17 protein-coding genes are annotated in these 17818 nt (G+C 59.5%); 14 read left to right on the top strand and 3 right to left on the bottom strand.

Going from position 1 to position 17818, the window contains the following annotated elements; genetic code table 11:
- The 7 genes from ACIQ47_RS09990 to ACIQ47_RS09960 form a co-directional block, all read left to right on the top strand.
- Nucleotides 1–660 (top strand): FAD-binding protein (locus ACIQ47_RS09990; protein ID WP_396437987.1); only part of this gene is annotated, 660 nt, incomplete at its 5' end.
- Nucleotides 647–1813 (top strand): tricarballylate utilization 4Fe-4S protein TcuB, encoded by a 1167-nt coding sequence (gene tcuB, locus ACIQ47_RS09985; protein ID WP_396437986.1) that lies wholly within the window; start codon nt 647–649, stop codon nt 1811–1813. The genes ACIQ47_RS09990 and tcuB, both read left to right, overlap by 14 nt.
- A 110-nt stretch (nt 1814–1923) precedes the next feature.
- Entirely contained in the window at nt 1924–3108 is a 1185-nt protein-coding gene (locus ACIQ47_RS09980) for an ABC transporter substrate-binding protein (protein WP_396437985.1), read from the top strand.
- An 18-nt stretch (nt 3109–3126) separates the two neighbouring features.
- Complete coding sequence (locus ACIQ47_RS09975; protein WP_396437984.1) at nt 3127–4041, top strand: branched-chain amino acid ABC transporter permease; 915 nt, start codon at nt 3127–3129, stop codon at nt 4039–4041.
- A 12-nt stretch (nt 4042–4053) separates the two neighbouring features.
- On the top strand, nt 4054–5010 hold the full coding sequence (locus tag ACIQ47_RS09970) for a branched-chain amino acid ABC transporter permease (protein ID WP_396437983.1): 957 nt from the start codon (nt 4054–4056) through the stop codon (nt 5008–5010).
- Nucleotides 5007–5762, top strand: coding sequence for an ABC transporter ATP-binding protein (locus ACIQ47_RS09965; protein ID WP_396437982.1), 756 nt, complete (start codon nt 5007–5009; stop codon nt 5760–5762). Before ACIQ47_RS09970 ends, ACIQ47_RS09965 begins: the two co-directional genes overlap by 4 nt.
- Nucleotides 5763–5764: 2 nt before the next feature.
- Nucleotides 5765–6466 (top strand): ABC transporter ATP-binding protein, encoded by a 702-nt coding sequence (locus ACIQ47_RS09960; RefSeq protein ID WP_396437988.1) that lies wholly within the window; start codon nt 5765–5767, stop codon nt 6464–6466.
- A gap of 24 nt (nt 6467–6490) precedes the next feature.
- Here ACIQ47_RS09960 and ACIQ47_RS09955 read toward each other — a convergent pair whose 3' ends face one another.
- Nucleotides 6491–7390, bottom strand: coding sequence for a LysR family transcriptional regulator (locus ACIQ47_RS09955; protein ID WP_396437981.1), 900 nt, complete (start codon nt 7388–7390; stop codon nt 6491–6493).
- 102 nt (nt 7391–7492) lie between these two features.
- On the opposite strand from ACIQ47_RS09955, the gene ACIQ47_RS09950 reads away from it, so the two are divergent.
- Together ACIQ47_RS09950 and ACIQ47_RS09945 are read left to right on the top strand one after the other, a co-directional pair.
- Nucleotides 7493–8815, top strand: a complete 1323-nt coding sequence (locus tag ACIQ47_RS09950; RefSeq protein ID WP_396437980.1) for a Rieske 2Fe-2S domain-containing protein — start codon at nt 7493–7495, stop codon at nt 8813–8815.
- A 16-nt stretch (nt 8816–8831) separates the two neighbouring features.
- Nucleotides 8832–9458: an aromatic-ring-hydroxylating dioxygenase subunit beta gene (locus tag ACIQ47_RS09945; RefSeq protein WP_396437979.1), complete on the top strand. Its 627-nt coding sequence runs from the start codon at nt 8832–8834 to the stop codon at nt 9456–9458.
- 43 nt (nt 9459–9501) lie between these two features.
- On the opposite strand, the gene mnmA is transcribed toward ACIQ47_RS09945, so the two are convergent.
- Entirely contained in the window at nt 9502–10677 is a 1176-nt protein-coding gene (gene mnmA / locus ACIQ47_RS09940) for a tRNA 2-thiouridine(34) synthase MnmA (protein ID WP_396437978.1), read from the bottom strand.
- Between the two features lie 74 nt (nt 10678–10751).
- Between mnmA and ACIQ47_RS09935 the strand changes: the two genes are divergently transcribed.
- The 4 genes from ACIQ47_RS09935 to ACIQ47_RS09920 are packed head-to-tail and all read left to right on the top strand — an operon-like array spanning nt 10752 to nt 15339.
- Entirely contained in the window at nt 10752–11480 is a 729-nt protein-coding gene (locus ACIQ47_RS09935; RefSeq protein ID WP_396437977.1) for a transglycosylase SLT domain-containing protein, read from the top strand.
- A gap of 10 nt (nt 11481–11490) precedes the next feature.
- Entirely contained in the window at nt 11491–12903 is a 1413-nt protein-coding gene (locus ACIQ47_RS09930) for an MBOAT family O-acyltransferase (protein ID WP_396437976.1), read from the top strand.
- Between the two features lie 13 nt (nt 12904–12916).
- Nucleotides 12917–13897 carry a DUF459 domain-containing protein gene (locus tag ACIQ47_RS09925; RefSeq protein ID WP_396437975.1) on the top strand — a complete coding sequence of 327 codons (981 nt, stop codon included), beginning with the start codon at nt 12917–12919 and terminating at the stop codon, nt 13895–13897.
- The gene (locus ACIQ47_RS09920; RefSeq protein WP_396437974.1) at nt 13894–15339 is read left to right on the top strand and encodes a GDSL-type esterase/lipase family protein; all 1446 of its coding nucleotides are present in this window, start codon (nt 13894–13896) and stop codon (nt 15337–15339) included. Before ACIQ47_RS09925 ends, ACIQ47_RS09920 begins: the two co-directional genes overlap by 4 nt.
- Before the next feature lie 30 nt (nt 15340–15369).
- On the opposite strand, the gene ACIQ47_RS09915 is transcribed toward ACIQ47_RS09920, so the two are convergent.
- Complete coding sequence (locus tag ACIQ47_RS09915; protein WP_396437973.1) at nt 15370–15864, bottom strand: NUDIX hydrolase; 495 nt, start codon at nt 15862–15864, stop codon at nt 15370–15372.
- A gap of 229 nt (nt 15865–16093) precedes the next feature.
- On the opposite strand from ACIQ47_RS09915, the gene ACIQ47_RS09910 reads away from it, so the two are divergent.
- Nucleotides 16094–17695 carry a Re/Si-specific NAD(P)(+) transhydrogenase subunit alpha gene (locus ACIQ47_RS09910; protein WP_396437972.1) on the top strand — a complete coding sequence of 534 codons (1602 nt, stop codon included), beginning with the start codon at nt 16094–16096 and terminating at the stop codon, nt 17693–17695.
- The last annotated feature ends 123 nt before the right edge of the window (nt 17696–17818 follow it).

Genomic DNA, 17818 nt, shown 5'->3' with positions numbered 1-17818 from the left:
GGCATTTGCACCCGCATCGACTGTGTGTCTTTGGGCGTGGTGGTCAACCGTGAGGCGCGCCGTTTTTACGACGAGGGTGAAGATTTCTGGCCCAAGCGCTACGCGATTTGGGGCCGTTTGGTGGCGCAGCAGCCGGGCCAAGTGGCCTATTCCATCATCGATGCCAAGGCTGTGGGCCGCTTCATGCCGCCGGTGTTTGAAGGCACCAAGGCGGACAGCCTGCCTGAGTTGGCCCGCAAGCTGGGCCTGGATGAAGTGACTTTCATGGAAACGCTCAACGATTACAACGCGGCTTGCCGCGAAGGCAAGTTTGACCACACCGCGCTGGACGACTGCCACACCGAAGGGGTGACGCCTGCCAAAACCCACTGGGCCCGGCCGCTGGACATTGCGCCTTTTTACGCCTATGCCGTCAGACCCGGCGTGACCTTCACTTACTTGGGGTTGAAAACCGATGAGACCACCGCTGTGCGATTCAACGACCAGCCCAGCCCCAACCTGTTTGTGGCGGGCGAAATGATGGCGGGCAATGTGCTGGGCAAGGGCTACACCGCCGGGGTGGGCATGACGATTGGCACGGCCTTTGGCCGCATCGCGGGTGAGCAGGCGGCCAAAACCGTCCACGCCCAAAAGAAAGGCACTGCCCATGCAAACGCTTGAAGCCCTGACCCAAGATGCCCGCGCCTTGGCGCGGGGCGAGATGACGGCACCCGAAGCCGAAGTGGCCCGTCAAATGCAAATTTGCAACGGATGCCGCTATTGCGAAGGTTTTTGTGCGGTGTTCCCGGCCATGACGCGCCGCCTGGAGTTTGGCAAGGCCGACATCCATTACATGGCCAACCTCTGCCACAACTGCGGGGCGTGTTTGCACGCCTGCCAGTACGCACCACCCCACGACTTTGCGATCAACGTGCCCAAGGCCATGGCCCAGGTGCGCGGGCAGACCTATGCCGACTACGCCTGGCCTCCGGCCCTGGGCAGTCTGTACCAACGCAATGGCCTGACCCTGTCGGTGGCGCTCGCTTTGGGCTTGGCCTTGTTTTTGGCCTTGGCGATGCTGCGTCAAGGCACGCTGTGGGGCGCGCCCGTGGCCGGTGGTTTTTATGCGGTGTTCCCGCACAACTTGATGGTGAGTCTGTTTGCGCCCATCTTTTTGTTTGCGGTGCTGGCCCTGGCGCTCGGCGTGATGCGCTTTTGGCGTGAGGTGACGCCCGCCACCAGCGGTGCGGGTTTGACGTCCCCCGCCGCTGCCGAGGCGGCAAACGCTGCGCTGCAATTGAAGTACCTGGACGGTGGGCACGGCGAAGGCTGTCACAACGAGGACGACGCCTGGACGCATGCCCGCAAGCGCTACCACCACCTGACGTTCTATGGCTTCATTCTGTGCTTTGCCGCCACCAGCGTGGCCACGCTGTACCACTATGTGCTGGACTGGCCTGCGCCTTACGATGTGACGACTTTGCCCAAGTTGCTGGGCGTCATTGGTGGGGTGAGTCTGACGCTGGGCACGGCCGGTTTGTGGCGCTTGAACCTGCGCCGTCACCCAGAGCACGGCGATGCGGCGCAAAAGCCGATGGACCGGGGTTTCATTGCCTTGCTGTTTTTGGTCAGCGTGACCGGCTTGTTGCTGTGGTTGCTGGGCCAAACGGCGGCCATGCCTTTGATGTTGGCGGTGCACCTGGGCGCGGTGATGGCCTTGTTCCTGACGCTGCCCTACGGCAAGTTTGCGCATGGCATTTTCCGCACGGCCGCTTTGCTGCGCTTTGCCGTCGAAAAGCGGCAGCCCAATCGGCTGGGTCTGGGCGGTGATTGAATCAAAAGGGTAAACCCTCATTCATGGCGAGGTGATTTTCGGCACAGAATGGAGCTTGCCTTCTTTGAGATGGCTTTTTCCTTTTTTGATGGTTTTGCCAGGAGTCATTTATGCGTTTTCCGGTGATCAAAAGTTTGTTGACGGTTTCCACTTTGGTGGCCTTGGCCTGTGCGCCCGCCTTGGCGCAGGACAAGGTCAAAATCGGTTTTGTCAGCACCCTTTCCGGCCCTTCGGCGGCTTTGGGCGTGGACATTCGCGATGCCTTCATGCTGGCCGTCAAACTCAACGGCGGCAAGCTTGGCGGTCTGACCGCCGATGTGTCGGTCTCGGACGACCAGTTCAAGCCCGACGTGGGCAAGCAGCTGTTCGAGCGCTATGTCAAACGTGACAAGGTCGACTTTTTGACTGGCGTGGTGTTCTCCAACATCATGCTCGCGGGTTTGCCTGAGGCCGTGAACGGCAAAACGATTTACCTCAGCCCCAATGCCGCGCCCTCGCCGATTGCAGGCGCGCAGTGCACGCCTTATTTCTTTGCTGTGTCTTGGCCCAACGATGCGTACCACGAGGCCGCTGGCCAATACGCCACCAACCTCAAGGTGAAGTCGGCTTATTTGCTGGCCCCCAACTACCAGGCAGGCAAGGACTCGCTGGCTGGCTTCAAGCGCTTTTACAAAGGCAATGTCTCGGGCGAGGTTTACACCAAGCTTGGCGAGCTGGATTATTCGGCCGAATTGGCAGCCATCCGCGCGGCCAAGCCCGAAGTGGTCTACACCTTCTTGCCCGGCGGCATGGGCATCAACTTCATCAAGCAATTCATGGCCGCTGGGCTGAACAAGGACACCCGCCTGATTCAGCCCGGCTTTGGGGCAGACCAAGACGTGATCCGTGCGGTGGGCAACGACATGCTGGGCGTGTTTGACACCGCGCATTGGGGCCTGGACCTGCCCAACGAAGCCAACAAGAAATTTGTGGCCGAGTTCGAAAAAGAATACAAGCGATTGCCCACCATCTACGCAGCCCAGGGCTACGACACGGCTTTGCTGATCGATGCCGCTGTGCGTGCGGCCAACGGCAAGATCGACGACAAAGAGGCCTTGATCAAGACCCTCAAGACGGTCAAGTTCAATTCGGTGCGGGGTGATTTCCGGTTCAACACCAACCAGTACCCGATCCAGAACTATTACCTGCGCGAGATCGTCAAGGATGGTCAGGGCCGTCTGGTCAACCGCATCGTGGGCCAACCTTTGCTCGCCAACCATGGTGACGCCTACGTCAAAGACTGCCCCATGAAGTAAGGACGCTTGCGTCTTCTCATGACTGGAATTTTGCTATTGGAGCAGGCCTTGAATGGCCTGCAGTTCGGTTTGATGTTGTTCCTGCTGGCCTCCGGGCTCACGCTGGTCTTCGGCATCATGGACATGATCAACCTGGCCCATGGTGCCCTCTACATGGTGGGGGCGTTCCTGACGGCCTGGTTGGTTCAGTTGACCCAGTCGTTTTGGCTGGGTGTGGTGTTGGCGGTCATGCTCACCGCCGTGATAGGCATGCTGCTGGAAGCCACATTGCTGCGCACGCTGTATGCCCGCGATCACCTGTCCCAGGTGTTGGCCACCTTTGCCTTGATCCTGATCATCAACGAATCCGTGCGCATGATCTGGGGCTCCGATCTGCCTTTGTCCATGCCCAAAGCCTTGTCCGGCCCGGTGGAGTTGTTGCCTGGCTTGCGCTACCCGAGCTACCGGTTGGTGATCATTGCCGTGGGCCTGGTCATCGCGCTCTTGCTGTATCTGATGGTCACTCAAACCCGCATGGGGGCCTGGGTGAGAGCGGGGGCGTCCAACCGCGAAATGGCCATGGCCATGGGGATCAATATCCGGCGTTTGTTCACCGGTGTATTTGGCATTGGCGCGGCCCTGTGTGCGGTGGCGGGGGCCATGCTGGGGCCACTGCTGGCGGTGCAGGTGGGCATGGGTGAGAACATCCTGATCCTGGCTTTTGTGGTCATTGTGATTGGCGGCATCGGCTCGGTCTGGGGCGCATTTGTCGGGGCCATTTTGGTCGGCTTTGTCGACACTTTGGGGCGCACCTTGTTGCCCATGTTGTTTCGCGAAATTTTCTCGCCCCAGTTCGCCAGCGCGGCGGGGCCTGCGGTGGCGTCGATTGCGGTGTACCTGCTGATGGCCGTTGTGCTGTTTGTCCGTCCTCAGGGACTTTTTTCCGGTCGTTGAGGCACGGGTGCAATGAACCACAAAACATCGTTCTGGGTTTGGGGCCTGGTGCTGGCTGGGGCGATCGCCTTGCCGCTGTTTCTGCATGCCCGAGGCATGGATTTTTACGTCAGCATGCTCAGCCGCATGATGATTTACGGCATCGCCGCTTGCAGTCTCAACCTGATACTCGGTTACGGGGGCTTGGTGTCCTTCGGGCATGCGGCCTTTTTGGGGATCGGAGCTTACACGGTGGGCATTTTGATCACCGAAGGCGTCACCAATGGCTGGGTGGGTTTTGCCCTCGCCATGGGTTTGTCGGCTTTGGTGGCTGCCATCATCGGTGCGATTTCGTTGCGCACACGGGGGGTGTACTTCATCATGATCACCCTGGCCTTTGCCCAGATGATTTATTACCTGGTCAACTCCATCAAAGCCTATGGGGGTGACGAAGGCTTGAACATCAAGCAGCGCTCTGACTTCGGTCTGGGTCTGGACCTGAAAAACGATGTGACGTTTTATTTCGTGGTCCTGTTTGTGCTGGTGCTGAGCTTGGTGCTGATTTCTCGCATCATGGCTTCGCGCTTTGGCCGTGTGATTTTGGCGATACGCGATGACGATGTGCGTGTCGACGCCATCGGATTTGCGTCTTACCGCTACAAATGGGTGTTGTTTGTCATTGCCGGCACCCTGGGGGGTCTGGCGGGTGCCTTGATGGTCAACCATCAGAACTATGTCAGCCCGAACCTGATGCACTGGACCCAATCGGGCATCCTGATGGTCATGGTCATTCTGGGCGGTGTGGGCACGCTCACGGGCGGTTTGTGGGGTGCACTGGTGTTGCTGATTCTGGAAGATGTGTTGGCCGAATACACCTTGCATTGGCAGTTTTATGTGGGCTGGTTTCTGCTCGCGGTGGTCTTGCTGGCCCCCAAAGGACTGGCGGGCTTGATCCGCCGCAAGTCGACCCGTAAAGGGGGGCACGCATGAGCGCCGGAGCCTTGCTGCAGGTGAATGACCTGGTCAAAAATTTTGGTGCTTTGCGGGCCACTGACCACGTCACGCTGGATGTGCAACCGGGAGAAATTCACGCTTTGATTGGCCCGAACGGGGCGGGCAAGACCAGCTTGGTGGCGCAGTTGTCGGGTCACTTGCCAAGCGACAGTGGACAGATTTTTTTCGATGGCCAGGATGTCACCGCCATGCCCACGCACGCACGCGTTCGCAGCGGCCTGGCCCGCTCGTTTCAGATCACGCGTTTGTTCAAATCTTTCACCGTGCTGGACAACGTGGCGCTGTCGGTGCAAGCTCGCAGCGGCAACAGTTTTTCTTTCTGGCGTCCGGTGCACTCAGAAAAGGCTTTGACGGCGCAGGCCATGGACGTTTTGCACGAGTTGGGTTTGCAGGACCGTGCGCAGGATCCGGCCAGTGAACTCTCGCACGGCGAGCAGCGCATTTTGGAGCTGGGCTTGGCCGTGGCCACCCAGCCCAAGCTCTTGTTGCTGGACGAACCCATGGCGGGGGCAGGGCCGGTGGAATCCGAGCGCATTCTCCAGTTGATTCAAAAGCTGCGCGCCAAGGTGGCCATCTTGTTGATCGAGCACGACATGGACGCGGTGTTTCGCTTGGCCGACCGCATCTCGGTGATGGTCAATGGCGCTTTGATTGCCACCGGCACACCGCAGGCCATTCGGCTCAACCCGCAAGTGGTTGCCGCTTACCTGGGCGAGGAGCACGCATGAGTTTGCTGCAAGTGCGCGATGTGCAAGCCGCTTATGGCGAAAGCCAGGTCTTGTTTGGCTTGGGCCTGAGCCTGCAGCCGGGCGAGGTCATGGGCCTGCTGGGCCGCAACGGCATGGGCAAGACCACCTTGATCCGCAGCATTTTGGGGCTCAAGTCGGTCAAGGCGGGGCAGGTGATTTTTGATGGTCAGGACATCACCAATGTGGCGGCCGATCGGGTGGCACGAATGGGTTTGGCGGTGGTGCCCGAAGGTCGGCAAGTCTTTCCCAACTTGTCGGTGGACGAGCACCTGACGGCGTTTGCCAGCAACCGCCACCAAAGTCGCACACCGTGGACGCCCGCGCGGGTTTATGAATTGTTCCCCCGATTGGCCGAGCGCCGTGTCAACATGGGCTCGCAGTTGTCGGGCGGTGAGCAGCAAATGCTGGCCATCGGCCGTGCTTTGGTCACGAATCCCCGCTTGATGATTTTGGACGAGGCCACCGAAGGTCTGGCCCCGTTGATTCGCGAGGAGATCTGGCGCTGTTTGCGTTTGCTGCGAGAGGAGGGCCAGACCCTGATCGTGGTCGATAAATACGTCAACCGCTTGGTGGAAATTGCCGACCATCATGTGATCCTGGAGCGGGGCCAGGTGGCTTGGGCGGGCAACTCCCAAGCGCTCAAGGACCAACGCGAACTGTGGACGCGTTATTTGGGTGTTTGATGGATGTGGGGTGGTGTTTGAGGCTCAAAAGTTTTTGGCCACCGATTTCACCGCCACCAGCAGCCTTTGGCTGGCCGGGCTCATGGAGCCCTTGCGTCTGCGGGTGATGCCCACCTGCCGGGCCCATTGGTTGCCCGAGGCTTGAAGCGCCTGGAGCTGGCCTGCTCGGACTTCCCAGTAAATCAATTCGGCCGGAATGAAGGTGAGGGCATCGCTTTGCATCACCATGGATTTCATCAGCACGGTGGAGGTGGTTTCGACTTGAGCGGTCGGCGGCTCCAGGCCTTGCGCCACAAAATAATCGTCAAACGCCAGTCGCTCAAGTTCACGCTTTCGTGGCAATACCCAGGGGTATGGGGTGAGCATGTCGGGGGTGACCACTTTTTGCTGCGCCAGCGGGTGTCCCGCCCGGGCGACCACGGTGGCCGTTTCGGTCAACAGGCGTTCGTGGGACAGGTCCGGGTCGGTGGCGCGCGCGGGCACCGAGGACAAGGCGAAATCCACCTCGCCTTGTTTGACCCAAGGCATCAGGGCCTCGTTCAAACCGTAGAGCACCGTCACTTGGATTTCGGGCTGGTCTTTGGCCAGCGCCTGCAGCGCCAGAGGCAATAAACGGGTGGCCTCGGTGGGGCCGCATCCCATCAGCACATGGCCTCTTTGCGCGCCGCGCATGGCCTGAATTACGCCGACCGCATTGCGCATTTCCGCTTCCATCACCTGGCCGTGTTGCATCAGGGCCTGACCAAAAGGGGTCACGCTCACACCGAAACGTCCACGTTCCAGCAGCCGCACGCCCAAGGTTTTTTCAAGCGACTTGATGCTTTTGGACAAGGCCGGTTGGGAAATGTCCAGCGATGCGGCGGCTTCGGTCATGTTGCCCAAGCGTGCTGCGGCCAGAAAGAGTTGAACTTTTCGGTAATCCATAACCCATGGTAATGGAAAAAGCATGGCAGGTTGTAGGTCAAGCGCTTGTCCTTTGTTAACTTGAGGCCTGACATCCACCCCGAAGCCTGCCAAGGAGTTTTCATGCAACCGATCGATTTGGCGAACCTGGTTCAACCGGACCGTGTTCATAAGAGTGTCTACACGGATCAAGCGCTGTTTGATCTGGAGATGGAACACATTTTCGAAAAAGCCTGGGTCTACTGCGGCCACGAATCCCAGGTCAAGGAGGTCGGTGATTACTTCACCATGCAGATAGGCCGTCAACCCATGGTCATGGTGCGAGATGTGGACGGCAGCGTGCGCGTGCTCTACAACCGCTGCCCGCACCGGGGGGTGGCGTTGTGCGGCAACCAAAGCGGCAACACCGGCAAGGGTTTTGTGTGCTCGTACCACGCCTGGAGCTTTCACCTCAATGGCAAAGTCAAGGCCATCCCCTTGGTCAAGGGCTATGACGGCACACGCATGCACACCGACAACGCCGATTGCAGCATGGTGCCTGCCGCGCGGGTCGACAGTTACCGTGGCTTTGTGTTTGCCAGCCTGGGCAAGGAAGGCCCGAGCCTGGTCGACTTTTTGGGTGAAGCCAAGATCGCTTTTGACGACATGTGCGACCGTTCGCCCGTGGGCGAGGTGGAAGCCGTGCCGGTGTGTCACCGGGTGGTGCAGCATTCCAATTGGAAATTCTTCATGGAGAACCAGCTCGATGCCTTGCACCCTTCGGTCACACACCAGTCCACCGGGGTATCGGCCCGCCGTGTGGAGCAGCGCCTGAAGCGTGACAATGGCTCGGCCCCCTTGTTTTTCCATTACCTGTCGACCTTTGCCTCCAGCTTTGACCAGTGGGATTCGGTGCAGACGGTCAACTTCAAGTACGGCCATGGCATTTTGAAGGCCTATATGGGGCTGCGTCCTACCGACCCAGACACGGTCGAATACGAGGCCTTGATCAAGAAAGCCTATGGCGAGGAAAAGGGCGAAGAGTATTTGGCGCGCAGCATCCACCATGTGCTGATCTATCCCTATTTGTCGGTGCAGTCGCCTTTGCAGCAACTGCGTTGCCTGCGCCCGATGGCGCCCAACAAGACGCTGTCCGAGATCTGGCATTTCCGCCTCAAAGGTGTGTCCGAGGCGATTTACGAGCGTTCGCTGTGGTACTTCAACTTGGTCAATTCGCCCGCCACCATGATCAATGCCGATGACCTGGAAAACTGGACCAAGGGCCAGCTGGGCCTGGAGTCCAAAGGTGGTGAGTGGGTGAGCTTTCACCGCAACTACGGAGGCGACACCGAAAAAGACGGCGTGCTTTATTCGAACAACGGCACCAGCGAAGTGGTGATGCGCAACCAGTTCATCGCCTGGGAGTCTTACATCCGCGCCGCCATTCAACCCAAGGCCACGGCCTGAACAGGAGTCATGATTCATGCAACCCAAAGAAGTCAAAGAGGCCCTGGGCAAGGGTGTGGTGATCGAAGCCATCCAGTCCATGTCGGGTGCCGAATCCATCGCGCCGGACCACATGGGGCGCGGTCGCATGCCCAGCCAAGGCTACATCCCCAAAGCCATTGCGGTCGATGCCAGATTGCGTCGGCAGGTCGAAGAATTGCTGTTCCACCAAGCCGCCTTGCTCGACAACAAGGCCTGGGGCGAGTGGGCCGAATTGTTCAGCGAAGACGGCGTCTACTGGATGCCCTCGACCCCGCTGCAAACCGACTGGCGCCGTGAGGCATCGATTTTTGCTGAAGACCGTTTGCTGATGGAGGTGCGCATGGGCCGTTTGCTGCACCCCAATGCTTGGTCACAAGCGGCGCAGTGGAGCACCAACCACATCGTGGGCAACACCGTGATTGAAGCTGCGACACCCACCACGCTGGAGGTGTATTCGCGCTTTCAGATGATGGAGATGCGCCGTGATCAGGTGCGCCACTTCGGCGGCAGTTACCGCCACACGCTGGTGCTGAAAGATGGGGCCTGGAAGATCCAGTTGCAGCGGGTGGACATGACCAATGGTCAGGCCGCTTACGACTACGTGATCCAGGCTTGGGTGTAAGCCTGCAGACCGGAAGCCACAGCCATGCAGGCCTGCGTCTGACTCAGGCCTGCATGGTCTTCCGGCTGGCAATGACGCCGCCGCCCAGGCACACCTCACCGTCGTACAGCACGGCGCTTTGTCCGGGGGTGACGGCCCACTGGTCTTGTGCAAAGTCCAGCTCAAAGCCAAGTTCAGATCCCACTTGACCTTCAGCCTTGGGCAGGGGGAGGTAGTTGCAGGGCGCATCCGCTTGCCGGTAACGCGTCTTGGCGGTGTAGGCACCGGGCGTAGGACTCTGGCCTGCGCACCAGCTCACATCGGTGGCTTGCAGTTGTGGTGACAACAGCCAGGGGTGGTCGTGGCCTTGTACCACCCACAAGGTGTTGTTGGGGATGTCTTTGCGGGCCACAAACCAGGGCGTGTGCTCGCCCGCACCGCGCAAGCCGCGTGCCTGCAGGGCCTTCATGTCCGCCCCTTTGGCCTTGATGCCACCAATGCCCAAACCTTGACGTTGGCCCAGGGTGTAAAAGCTCAGGCCCACATGTTGGCCAATGATCCGGCCCGTGGAGTCCTTGATCGGGCCGGGCTCCTTGCTGATGTAGCGGTTCAAAAACTCGCGGAAGGGTCGCTCGCCAATGAAGCAGATGCCCGTGGAGTCTTTCTTTTTGGCATTGGGTAAACCGATCTCTTCGGCGATCCGGCGCACTTCGGTCTTGTGCAACTCGCCCACCGGAAACAGGGTTTTGGACAGCTGTGCCTGGTTCAGGCGGTGCAGGAAATAGCTTTGGTCTTTGCTGGGGTCCAAGCCCTTGAGCAGTTCAAACAGTCCGCTGGCCGTGTTCCGCCGCACACGGGCATAGTGGCCAGTGGCGATTTTTTCGGCCCCCAGCCGCATGGCGTGGTCCAAAAATGATTTGAATTTGATCTCGGCGTTGCACAGAATGTCTGGGTTGGGTGTGCGTCCGGCTTGGTATTCGCGCACAAACTCCGAAAAAACCCGGTCCTTGTAGTCGGCCGCGAAATTGACGTGTTCGATCTCGATGCCCAGCACATCCGCCACGGCTGCGGCATCGACGAAGTCGACGTTGGACGAGCAGTATTCACTGTCATCGTCGTCTTCCCAGTTTTTCATGAAGATGCCAATCACCTCGTGGCCCTGCAGTTTGAGCAGATGGGCGGTGACGGCAGAATCGACGCCGCCGGACAAGCCGACGACCACGCGTGAAAAGTGTGACATGAACGAATTATCCAGCGCACGGTGCCAGGGTCAGCGGTTGGCGAAAATTTATAATGTGCGATTGACTCAAATTCATGACCTTGCATTGCACATGGTGCCTCCCCATCCGAACTTTCTTGCGCGATACGGTGCGAGGCCTGTTCATCGTGACCCACAGTGGCTTGGCCATGGTGGGGCTGAGCGCGGCTGCCCTGGTGGTGGCGTTATGGTGGCAGCCCGATTGGTTGAACCAAGCGGAAGGGACGCTTTTCGATTGGTTGCGTGAGCGCCAGGTGTTGCTGTCTTGGTTGCCTGAAAACACCGCCGAGCGCGCCACCGCTGTTGACTTGAAGGATTTGCCCAAGTCCCAGGCGGCCGTGGCTGAGTGGTTGGGTCGCAAATACAAAGTGGCCCCGGAGCCGTTGGCCGCGCTGGTGGCTGAGTCGCATGTGCTGTCTAAAAAAACCAAGCTGCCGCCCCATCTGATCTTGGCAGTGATGGCCATTGAGTCCAATTTCCACCCTTATGTGCAAAGCCAAGCGGGTGCGCAGGGCTTGATGCAGGTCATGACGGGCATCCATGCCCAGCGCTACGAAGCCTATGGTGGCAAATTGGCCGCTTTTGACCCGATCAGCAATTTGCGTGTGGGCGCGGAGGTGCTGGCTGACTTCATCAAGTTACGCGGCGGATCGATTGAGGAAGGGTTGAAGTTTTACTTGGGTGGCTATGAGTTGTCAGAAGACGGCGGTTATGTGGCCAAGGTCCTGGCGGAGCAGTCCATGCTTGATCAGGTGGCTGCGGGCGTGAACGTGCCTATCCAGTGAGAGGCCCTGCATGAGTTTTGTCTCGCCCGAGTTCGCGCTGCTGTGCCTGTTGTTTTTCCCGGCTTACTGGTCTTTAGCCCATCAACCGCGTGCGCAGCGGTGTTTGCTCATCGCTTGCGCCTACGCCTTGTACGCGACCTGGGTGCCTCTTTTCGCTGTGGTGTTGGCGGTCTACAGCACCGTCATTTGGGCCTTGGGGCGCTGGATGCAGCGGGCTGCATCTGCTCGGCTGCCTGTGGCGCTGGGCCTTTGGTTGGCGGGGTCTTTTCTTTTTTCCCTCAAATACTATGAGTTTGTCCGGGAGACCTTTCAGGCGATCTTGCAGCACACGGGCTTTGTGTCCTTGTTGCCCGTGCTCAATTGGGTGGCACCTGTCGGGGTGTCGTTTTTTACCTTTCAGGCGGTGAGCTACCTGGTCATGGTCGGTCGTGCACCGACTTTGGCGCGCTCTTGGCCGGATGTTCTGTTGTTCTTGAGTTTTTGGCCCACGTTGTTTGCCGGACCCATCTGGCGTGCCGAACAATTTTTCGCCCAAACCGATAGACAACGCCCTGCCCGGCGCGTGGGCAGCCCAAGACAAGGCTGGTTGGCCCTGTACCTGATTGCCTTGGGTTTGGTGCAAAAGGTGGTGTTGGCGTCTTGGTTGTCAGCCCAGGTGGTTGACCCGGTTTACAAGTCTCCTGACCAGTACGCCAGTGTGTCGCTGGCAGCGGCCATGCTGGGTTACAGCCTGCAGATTTTTCTCGATTTTGCGGGCTACACACTGATCGTGACCGGACTGGCCTTGTTGCTGGGTTACCGTTTGCCAGTCAATTTTCGCCAACCCTATTTGGCGCGCAATCTGTCGGATTTCTGGACACGCTGGCACGTGTCTTTGTCCAGCTTCATCCGTGATTACATTTACATTCCATTGGGGGGCAACCGCCTGGGTTGGGGCCGAACGCAGCTCAATGTGTTGTCAGGCATGTTGATCAGCGGTTTGTGGCACGGTGCCAATTGGACTTTTGTGGTTTGGGGTTTGTTGCATGGGCTCGGTGTGGTGGTGCAAAACATGGCCAAGCGCTGGGGCATGCCGGCGTGGCCACGCTGGGCCGCGCAAATCTTGACCTTTGTTTTTGTCAGTGTGGCCTGGGTGTTTTTCCGGGCAGACTCTTTGCCGCATGCGATCCAAATGCTGCAAGGACTGTGGCTAAGTCCTGCTGGTTTTTGGTTGCCCGAACAATTGCCCTGGTGGGGTTTGTTGTGTGTTTCTGCGTTGGTTTTCGGGTTGAGTCCTTGGGCTTTGAGCTTGCAGCGCCTGAGCGTGGCGTGTCTAGCGCGTCTGGGTTCTTGGGGGTCTGCCGTGTTGTTGGCATTGCTGCTGTTTGCGGTGCTTTATGGGGCGCCTGAGGGGGTGCCCAGTTTTATTTATTACCGGTTTTGATATGCGTCATCGTTTGTCTTCACTTCAACTGAGCTGGCTCTTGCCGGGCATAGCCTTGCTGGTGTGCTTGAGTTGGTTGACATCGTTCGAAAAGTACTTGGGTGTTCGCTACCACTTCAGCCTGGAGGCGGCCTTACCGCCAGCGGTGGCTCAGGTCTTGTTCGCCCCTTCGCGTTGGCTGGATGAACGCGTTCGCGCCGGTGGGGCCAGACCTTTGTTTCGTTTGAATTGGCCTTCTTCGACGGGTGTGCATGAGGACCCTGCTCCGATCGTCCGAACGCCCGAACCCCCGCAACTGAAAAATTTGCCTGAGCCCCTCCCGTCGGGACAGTTTCTGGCTACCTTGGCGCAGCAAAGATGGGCACCCGGTCCCCAGCGGATTTTGCTGGCGGGCGACTCGATGATGCAGGGTGTTGCGCCCTTGTTCATGCATGAAATCACCCGCTTGCACCCTGATTGGCAAGTGCATGATTTGAGCCGTCAAAGCACAGGCCTGACGGTGCGGCGTTACTTTGACTGGCCCGCACGCATGATGGACGAAATGGATGCCAAGAGCCTGACGCTGATCGTCGTCTTTTTGGGTCCCAATGACCCGTGGGACATGCTGGCCGATGGGCAGCGCCATTTGTTCCCATCGCCGGGCTGGGCATTGAACTACGCTTTACGCGTGGATGAGGTGCTGGCTGCCGCCGTGCAGCGCCAAGTGCGTGTGATTTGGGTGGGGTTGCCTGCCATGCAGGATGGCCGTCTCAGGGACGGTGCGGTTTTGCAAAATCACATCTTCCATGCCCGGGCAGTCCAATGGCGGACCGATTATTTGGCTACGGAGCCCTTGATCGGTCTCTTGTCGGAACCCTTTCAAAAATTCAAGCGCAATGAAGACGGACAAAATGTGAATCTGCGCGCCAACGACGGCATCCACCTCACGCCCTCGGGTTTGCGTTTGATCAACCAGGCATTGCTGGACCACATCAAGCAGGGCCATCGGCCATGAATCCCGTTGCACTTGCGAAAGCGGCAATTTGTCTGGTGTTGACCTGGGGCAATGCGCTGGGGCATGCCCAAAGCGGGCATGCCGCCATGACCCGTGTGCAGGTGCAGGCCCTGTCGAATGCGCCTGATTTGCAGTGCGGCATGCCGCCTCGTGCATCAAGGCCAGCGCGTCCGACGGATCCCGACCCGGTGGAGTGGCCCGATCAAGCCGAGGTGGACAAGCAGATGCCTGCTTTCAAGGCGGCCGCATCCCGCATGCCCGACGCAGTGCCGGCCGATGTGCCGGTTGTATTGCCTTGGTGGTCGCGCGCCAATGCTTCGGTTTTGCGCATGGGCATTTGGGGCGACAGCCACCTTGCGGCCGGGTTCTTCTCGCAGGAGTTGCAACGTTTGGCGCGGCTTTCACCTGAGCAGGTGGGGGCGCGTTTTGTGCCGGCCAGCTGGGGTCGGCCAGGCGTGCGTCTGCCTTTGCGTAAAACTTGTGTGAGTCCCGATTGGCAATTTGAGACCATTCATGCCCAAAGCACCGGTGCTGCGCACCCCGGGCCTGGCCTCGTTAGCATGAGCAGCCTTCAGGACGGTGCTTGGCTGGCGCTGGACCTTCGCAATGCGGCTGGGCGCGCCGAGCATGCCCAAATCCGGCTGCTTTACCAGCAGACCGACCGACCTGTTACTTTGGCGCTGCGGGTGGACGCAGGTGCGGAACAGGTCATCACTTTGCAAGGCGAAGAAGGTGCTGCTGTGCTGGAATTATTGGCCCAAGAGGCCATGTCCACCCTGGCTTTGCGGGTGATGCAAGGCCCCCTGCGCTTGCAGGGCCTGGAGTGGCCAGTGGCACCCCATGTGCGCTTGCAAATGGATGTGTTTGGTTATCCCGGGGCCACGGCCGGGGGCTGGCGGTTTGTGCGACCCGAGTCGCTGATGCCTTGGTGGCATCAGCCGCCTTATGACTTGGTGGTGTTGGTTTTTGGCACCAACGAGGGCAATGTCCAGCCCTTCAGCGCCCAAGCCTATCGGCAGATGTTGCAGGCCTCGGTGTCCCAGTGGCGAGCGGTTTTCCCCCAGACGGCCTGTTTGCTGATCGCCCCCGGTGACCGCGGGGTTTTATTGCGGCGTTCACAAAAGCTTGGCAAGCCCTTACCCCGCAATGCCGAAAGAACGGCCTCCGACCTGTTGCGTTTTACCCGAGTGCACCAAGAGATCGGACGCATTCAAAAGCAGGTGGCCCAGCTCCATGGTTGCCATGTCTGGAGCATGTTCGAGGCCATGGGAGGGGCGGGCAGTGCTTACCGATGGGCGCGGCAAAACCCACCCCTGATGGCTCGGGACCTGATCCACTTCACCGTACCCGGCTACCAACGCTTGGCGCAGTTGATGGCGAAAGATTTGGGCTGGGGTCCGGCCCTCTTTGGTGATGCGTCCGTGCCTGAGGTCAACCGTTGAATCTTGGCAAGCACTTGGCCAGATCGGGGCTCAAGTCGACAGAGGGGGTAAATTGGCCACAGCTGAGTCGGTGTGAATCACACCCAGTGGAAAGCGTTGTCCGGCCAGGTGGTCTTCGATGCAGCGCAAGACCAAGGGGCTGCGGTGATGCGCGGCGCTGGCGCGCACTTCCTCGGGGGTCATCCACAGCGTGCGCACAATGCCCTCGTCCAGACTCAGATGGGGCTGCAGTGCGCCAATGTCGCCGCAAAAGGCCATGCGCACATAGGTGATGTCTTCGCCCGTCGACGGGCGCTGAAAGCGTGAGAGGTAAATGCCCACCAAGGCGGTGGGCGTGAACAGTTGGGCCGTTTCCTCCAGCGCTTCCCGGGCGCAAGCTTGTGCCGGCGATTCGCCCGGATCAAGGTGCCCAGCCGGGTTGTTCAGGCGCAAACCCTCATGGGTGTGTTCTTCGATCAACAGGTAGCGGCCATCACGCTCGATGACGGCGGCCACGGTGACATTGGGTTTCCAGCGTGTGTCCATCTCCCAGATTATCGGTGGATCGATCCAAAGCGGGCGGCATCCCCGATCAGGTACCTGAAAGGTGCCCGGGGGGGCCAACTTAGCCTTTTGTTTCGGTGTTTGCCAATGTGGCTGGCCCTGGCAGCCCCAACACGCTTGCGAAGGACTTGCTTTGGGCTCGAATGGATTAACTTCAGTTAAGCTTTAAGATTGGCCATATTTTTTTTGTGGATTGAGTGAGGAGATTGACATGCAGACAGGCGACAACGCCCCCACGCCGCAGCGCATTGGCGTGCCCAAAGAGATTTTTCCCGGCGAAAAACGCGTGGCCACGGTCCCCGATGCGGTGACCAAACTGGTCAAACTCGGCTTTGCCGTGGTCGTGGAGCAAGGCGCGGGCGACCTTGCCGACCTGTCCGATGCGGCTTTTGTTGAAGCCGGTGCCACCATTGCCCCCAACGCCGTGGCGCTCTGGAGCGGCAGCGACATTGTCTTCAAGGTGCGGGCCCCCACGCCTGACGAAGTGGCGCTGATGCACGAAGGTCAAACGGTGATCGGCTTTCTGTGGCCCGCACAAAACCCCGATTTGATGCAGCAATTGGCGGCCAAAAAGGTGACGGCGCTGTCGATTGATGCCTTGCCCCGCACGCTCAGCCGCGCCCAAAAGATGGACGCGCTGACCTCCATGGCCGGTGTCAGTGGCTACCGCGCGGTGGTGGAAGCTGCCAACGCCTTTGGCCGTTTCTTCAACGGCCAGATCACGGCTGCGGGCAAAGTACCCCCTGCCAAAGTGTTCATTGCCGGTGCCGGTGTGGCCGGTTTGGCCGCCATTGGTGCGGCCGCCAGTTTGGGCGCCATCGTGCGCGCCAACGACACCCGCGCCGAAGTGGCCGACCAGGTTGTGTCGTTGGGCGGTGAGTTCGTGAAGGTGGACTACGAAGAAGAAGGCTCAGGCGGCGGCGGTTACGCCAAGGTCATGAGCGAAGGCTTCCAGGCCGCGCAGCGCGAGATGTACGCCAAGCAGGCCAAAGAGTGCGACATCATCATCACCACCGCGCTGATCCCCGGCAAACCCGCGCCCAAGCTGATCACCGCCGAGATGGTGCAAAGCATGAAACCCGGCAGCGTGATTGTGGACATGGCTGCCGAGCAAGGCGGCAACTGCGAGTTGACCGAACCCGGCAAGGCCGTGGTCAAGCATGGCGTGACCATTGTGGGCTACACCGACCTGGCGTCGCGCATGGCGCGCCAGTCGTCCACGCTGTACGGCACCAACTTGTTTCGTTTGGCTGAAGAGTTGTGCAAGACCAAGGACGGCGTGATCAACGTCAACATGGAAGACGACGCGATCCGGGGCCTCACGGTCATCAAGGATGGCGAGATCACCTGGCCTGCACCGCCATTGGTGGTGGCCCCCAAGCCCGCACCCAAGCCTGCCGCGGCGCCCACCGCCAAAAAAGGCCACGGCCATGGCGAGCCATCTGGCCCCATGCCGGTGGGCCAGTTGCTCATCGTGTCGGCGGTCGCTGCCGTGCTGCTGGTGCTGGTCGGTGCCTATGCGCCCGCTGCGTTCCTGTCGCACTTCACGGTGTTTGTGTTGGCCTGCTTTGTGGGCTACATGGTGGTCTGGAACGTCAAGCCTGCGCTGCACACCCCGCTCATGAGCGTGACCAATGCGATCAGCTCCATCATCGCCATTGGCGCGCTGGTGCAGATCTCGCCCTTGGCTGCGGCCGGACGGCCCAACACGCTGATTGGCATTCTGGCGGCTTTGGCCCTGGTGCTGACGGCCATCAACATGTTTGGCGGTTTTGCCGTCACCCAGCGCATGCTGGCGATGTTCCAAAAGTAAATGAATTTGGGGACAGATCTTCAGCTCTGTCCCCGACTGATTGAAGAATTTGGGGACAGATCTTCAGCTCTGTCCCCGACTGATTGAAGAATTTGGGGACAGATCTTCAGCTCTGTCCCCGAC

The sequence above is a fragment of the Limnohabitans sp. genome (genome assembly GCF_044373035.1).
In the GTDB taxonomy this organism is placed as follows: Bacteria; Pseudomonadota; Gammaproteobacteria; order Burkholderiales; family Burkholderiaceae_C; genus Limnohabitans_A.
The sequence above is the reverse complement of the archived record's forward strand: the minus strand, read 5'-3'. Positions and strand labels throughout refer to the sequence as shown.

What these genes read in the sequence shown, in the direction of transcription:
- tcuB (WP_396437986.1), top strand. Translation starts at nt 647, where the DNA reads ATGCAAACGCTTGAAGCCCTGACCCAAGATGCCCGCGCCTTGGCGCGG.
- ACIQ47_RS09980 (WP_396437985.1), top strand. Translation starts at nt 1,924, where the DNA reads ATGCGTTTTCCGGTGATCAAAAGTTTGTTGACGGTTTCCACTTTGGTG.
- ACIQ47_RS09975 (WP_396437984.1), top strand. Translation starts at nt 3,127, where the DNA reads ATGACTGGAATTTTGCTATTGGAGCAGGCCTTGAATGGCCTGCAGTTC.
- ACIQ47_RS09970 (WP_396437983.1), top strand. Translation starts at nt 4,054, where the DNA reads ATGAACCACAAAACATCGTTCTGGGTTTGGGGCCTGGTGCTGGCTGGG.
- ACIQ47_RS09965 (WP_396437982.1), top strand. Translation starts at nt 5,007, where the DNA reads ATGAGCGCCGGAGCCTTGCTGCAGGTGAATGACCTGGTCAAAAATTTT.
- ACIQ47_RS09955 (WP_396437981.1), bottom strand. Translation starts at nt 7,390, where the DNA reads ATGGATTACCGAAAAGTTCAACTCTTTCTGGCCGCAGCACGCTTGGGC.
- ACIQ47_RS09950 (WP_396437980.1), top strand. Translation starts at nt 7,493, where the DNA reads ATGCAACCGATCGATTTGGCGAACCTGGTTCAACCGGACCGTGTTCAT.
- ACIQ47_RS09945 (WP_396437979.1), top strand. Translation starts at nt 8,832, where the DNA reads ATGCAACCCAAAGAAGTCAAAGAGGCCCTGGGCAAGGGTGTGGTGATC.
- mnmA (WP_396437978.1), bottom strand. Translation starts at nt 10,677, where the DNA reads ATGTCACACTTTTCACGCGTGGTCGTCGGCTTGTCCGGCGGCGTCGAT.
- ACIQ47_RS09935 (WP_396437977.1), top strand. Translation starts at nt 10,752, where the DNA reads ATGACCTTGCATTGCACATGGTGCCTCCCCATCCGAACTTTCTTGCGC.
- ACIQ47_RS09930 (WP_396437976.1), top strand. Translation starts at nt 11,491, where the DNA reads ATGAGTTTTGTCTCGCCCGAGTTCGCGCTGCTGTGCCTGTTGTTTTTC.
- ACIQ47_RS09920 (WP_396437974.1), top strand. Translation starts at nt 13,894, where the DNA reads ATGAATCCCGTTGCACTTGCGAAAGCGGCAATTTGTCTGGTGTTGACC.
- ACIQ47_RS09915 (WP_396437973.1), bottom strand. Translation starts at nt 15,864, where the DNA reads ATGGACACACGCTGGAAACCCAATGTCACCGTGGCCGCCGTCATCGAG.
- ACIQ47_RS09910 (WP_396437972.1), top strand. Translation starts at nt 16,094, where the DNA reads ATGCAGACAGGCGACAACGCCCCCACGCCGCAGCGCATTGGCGTGCCC.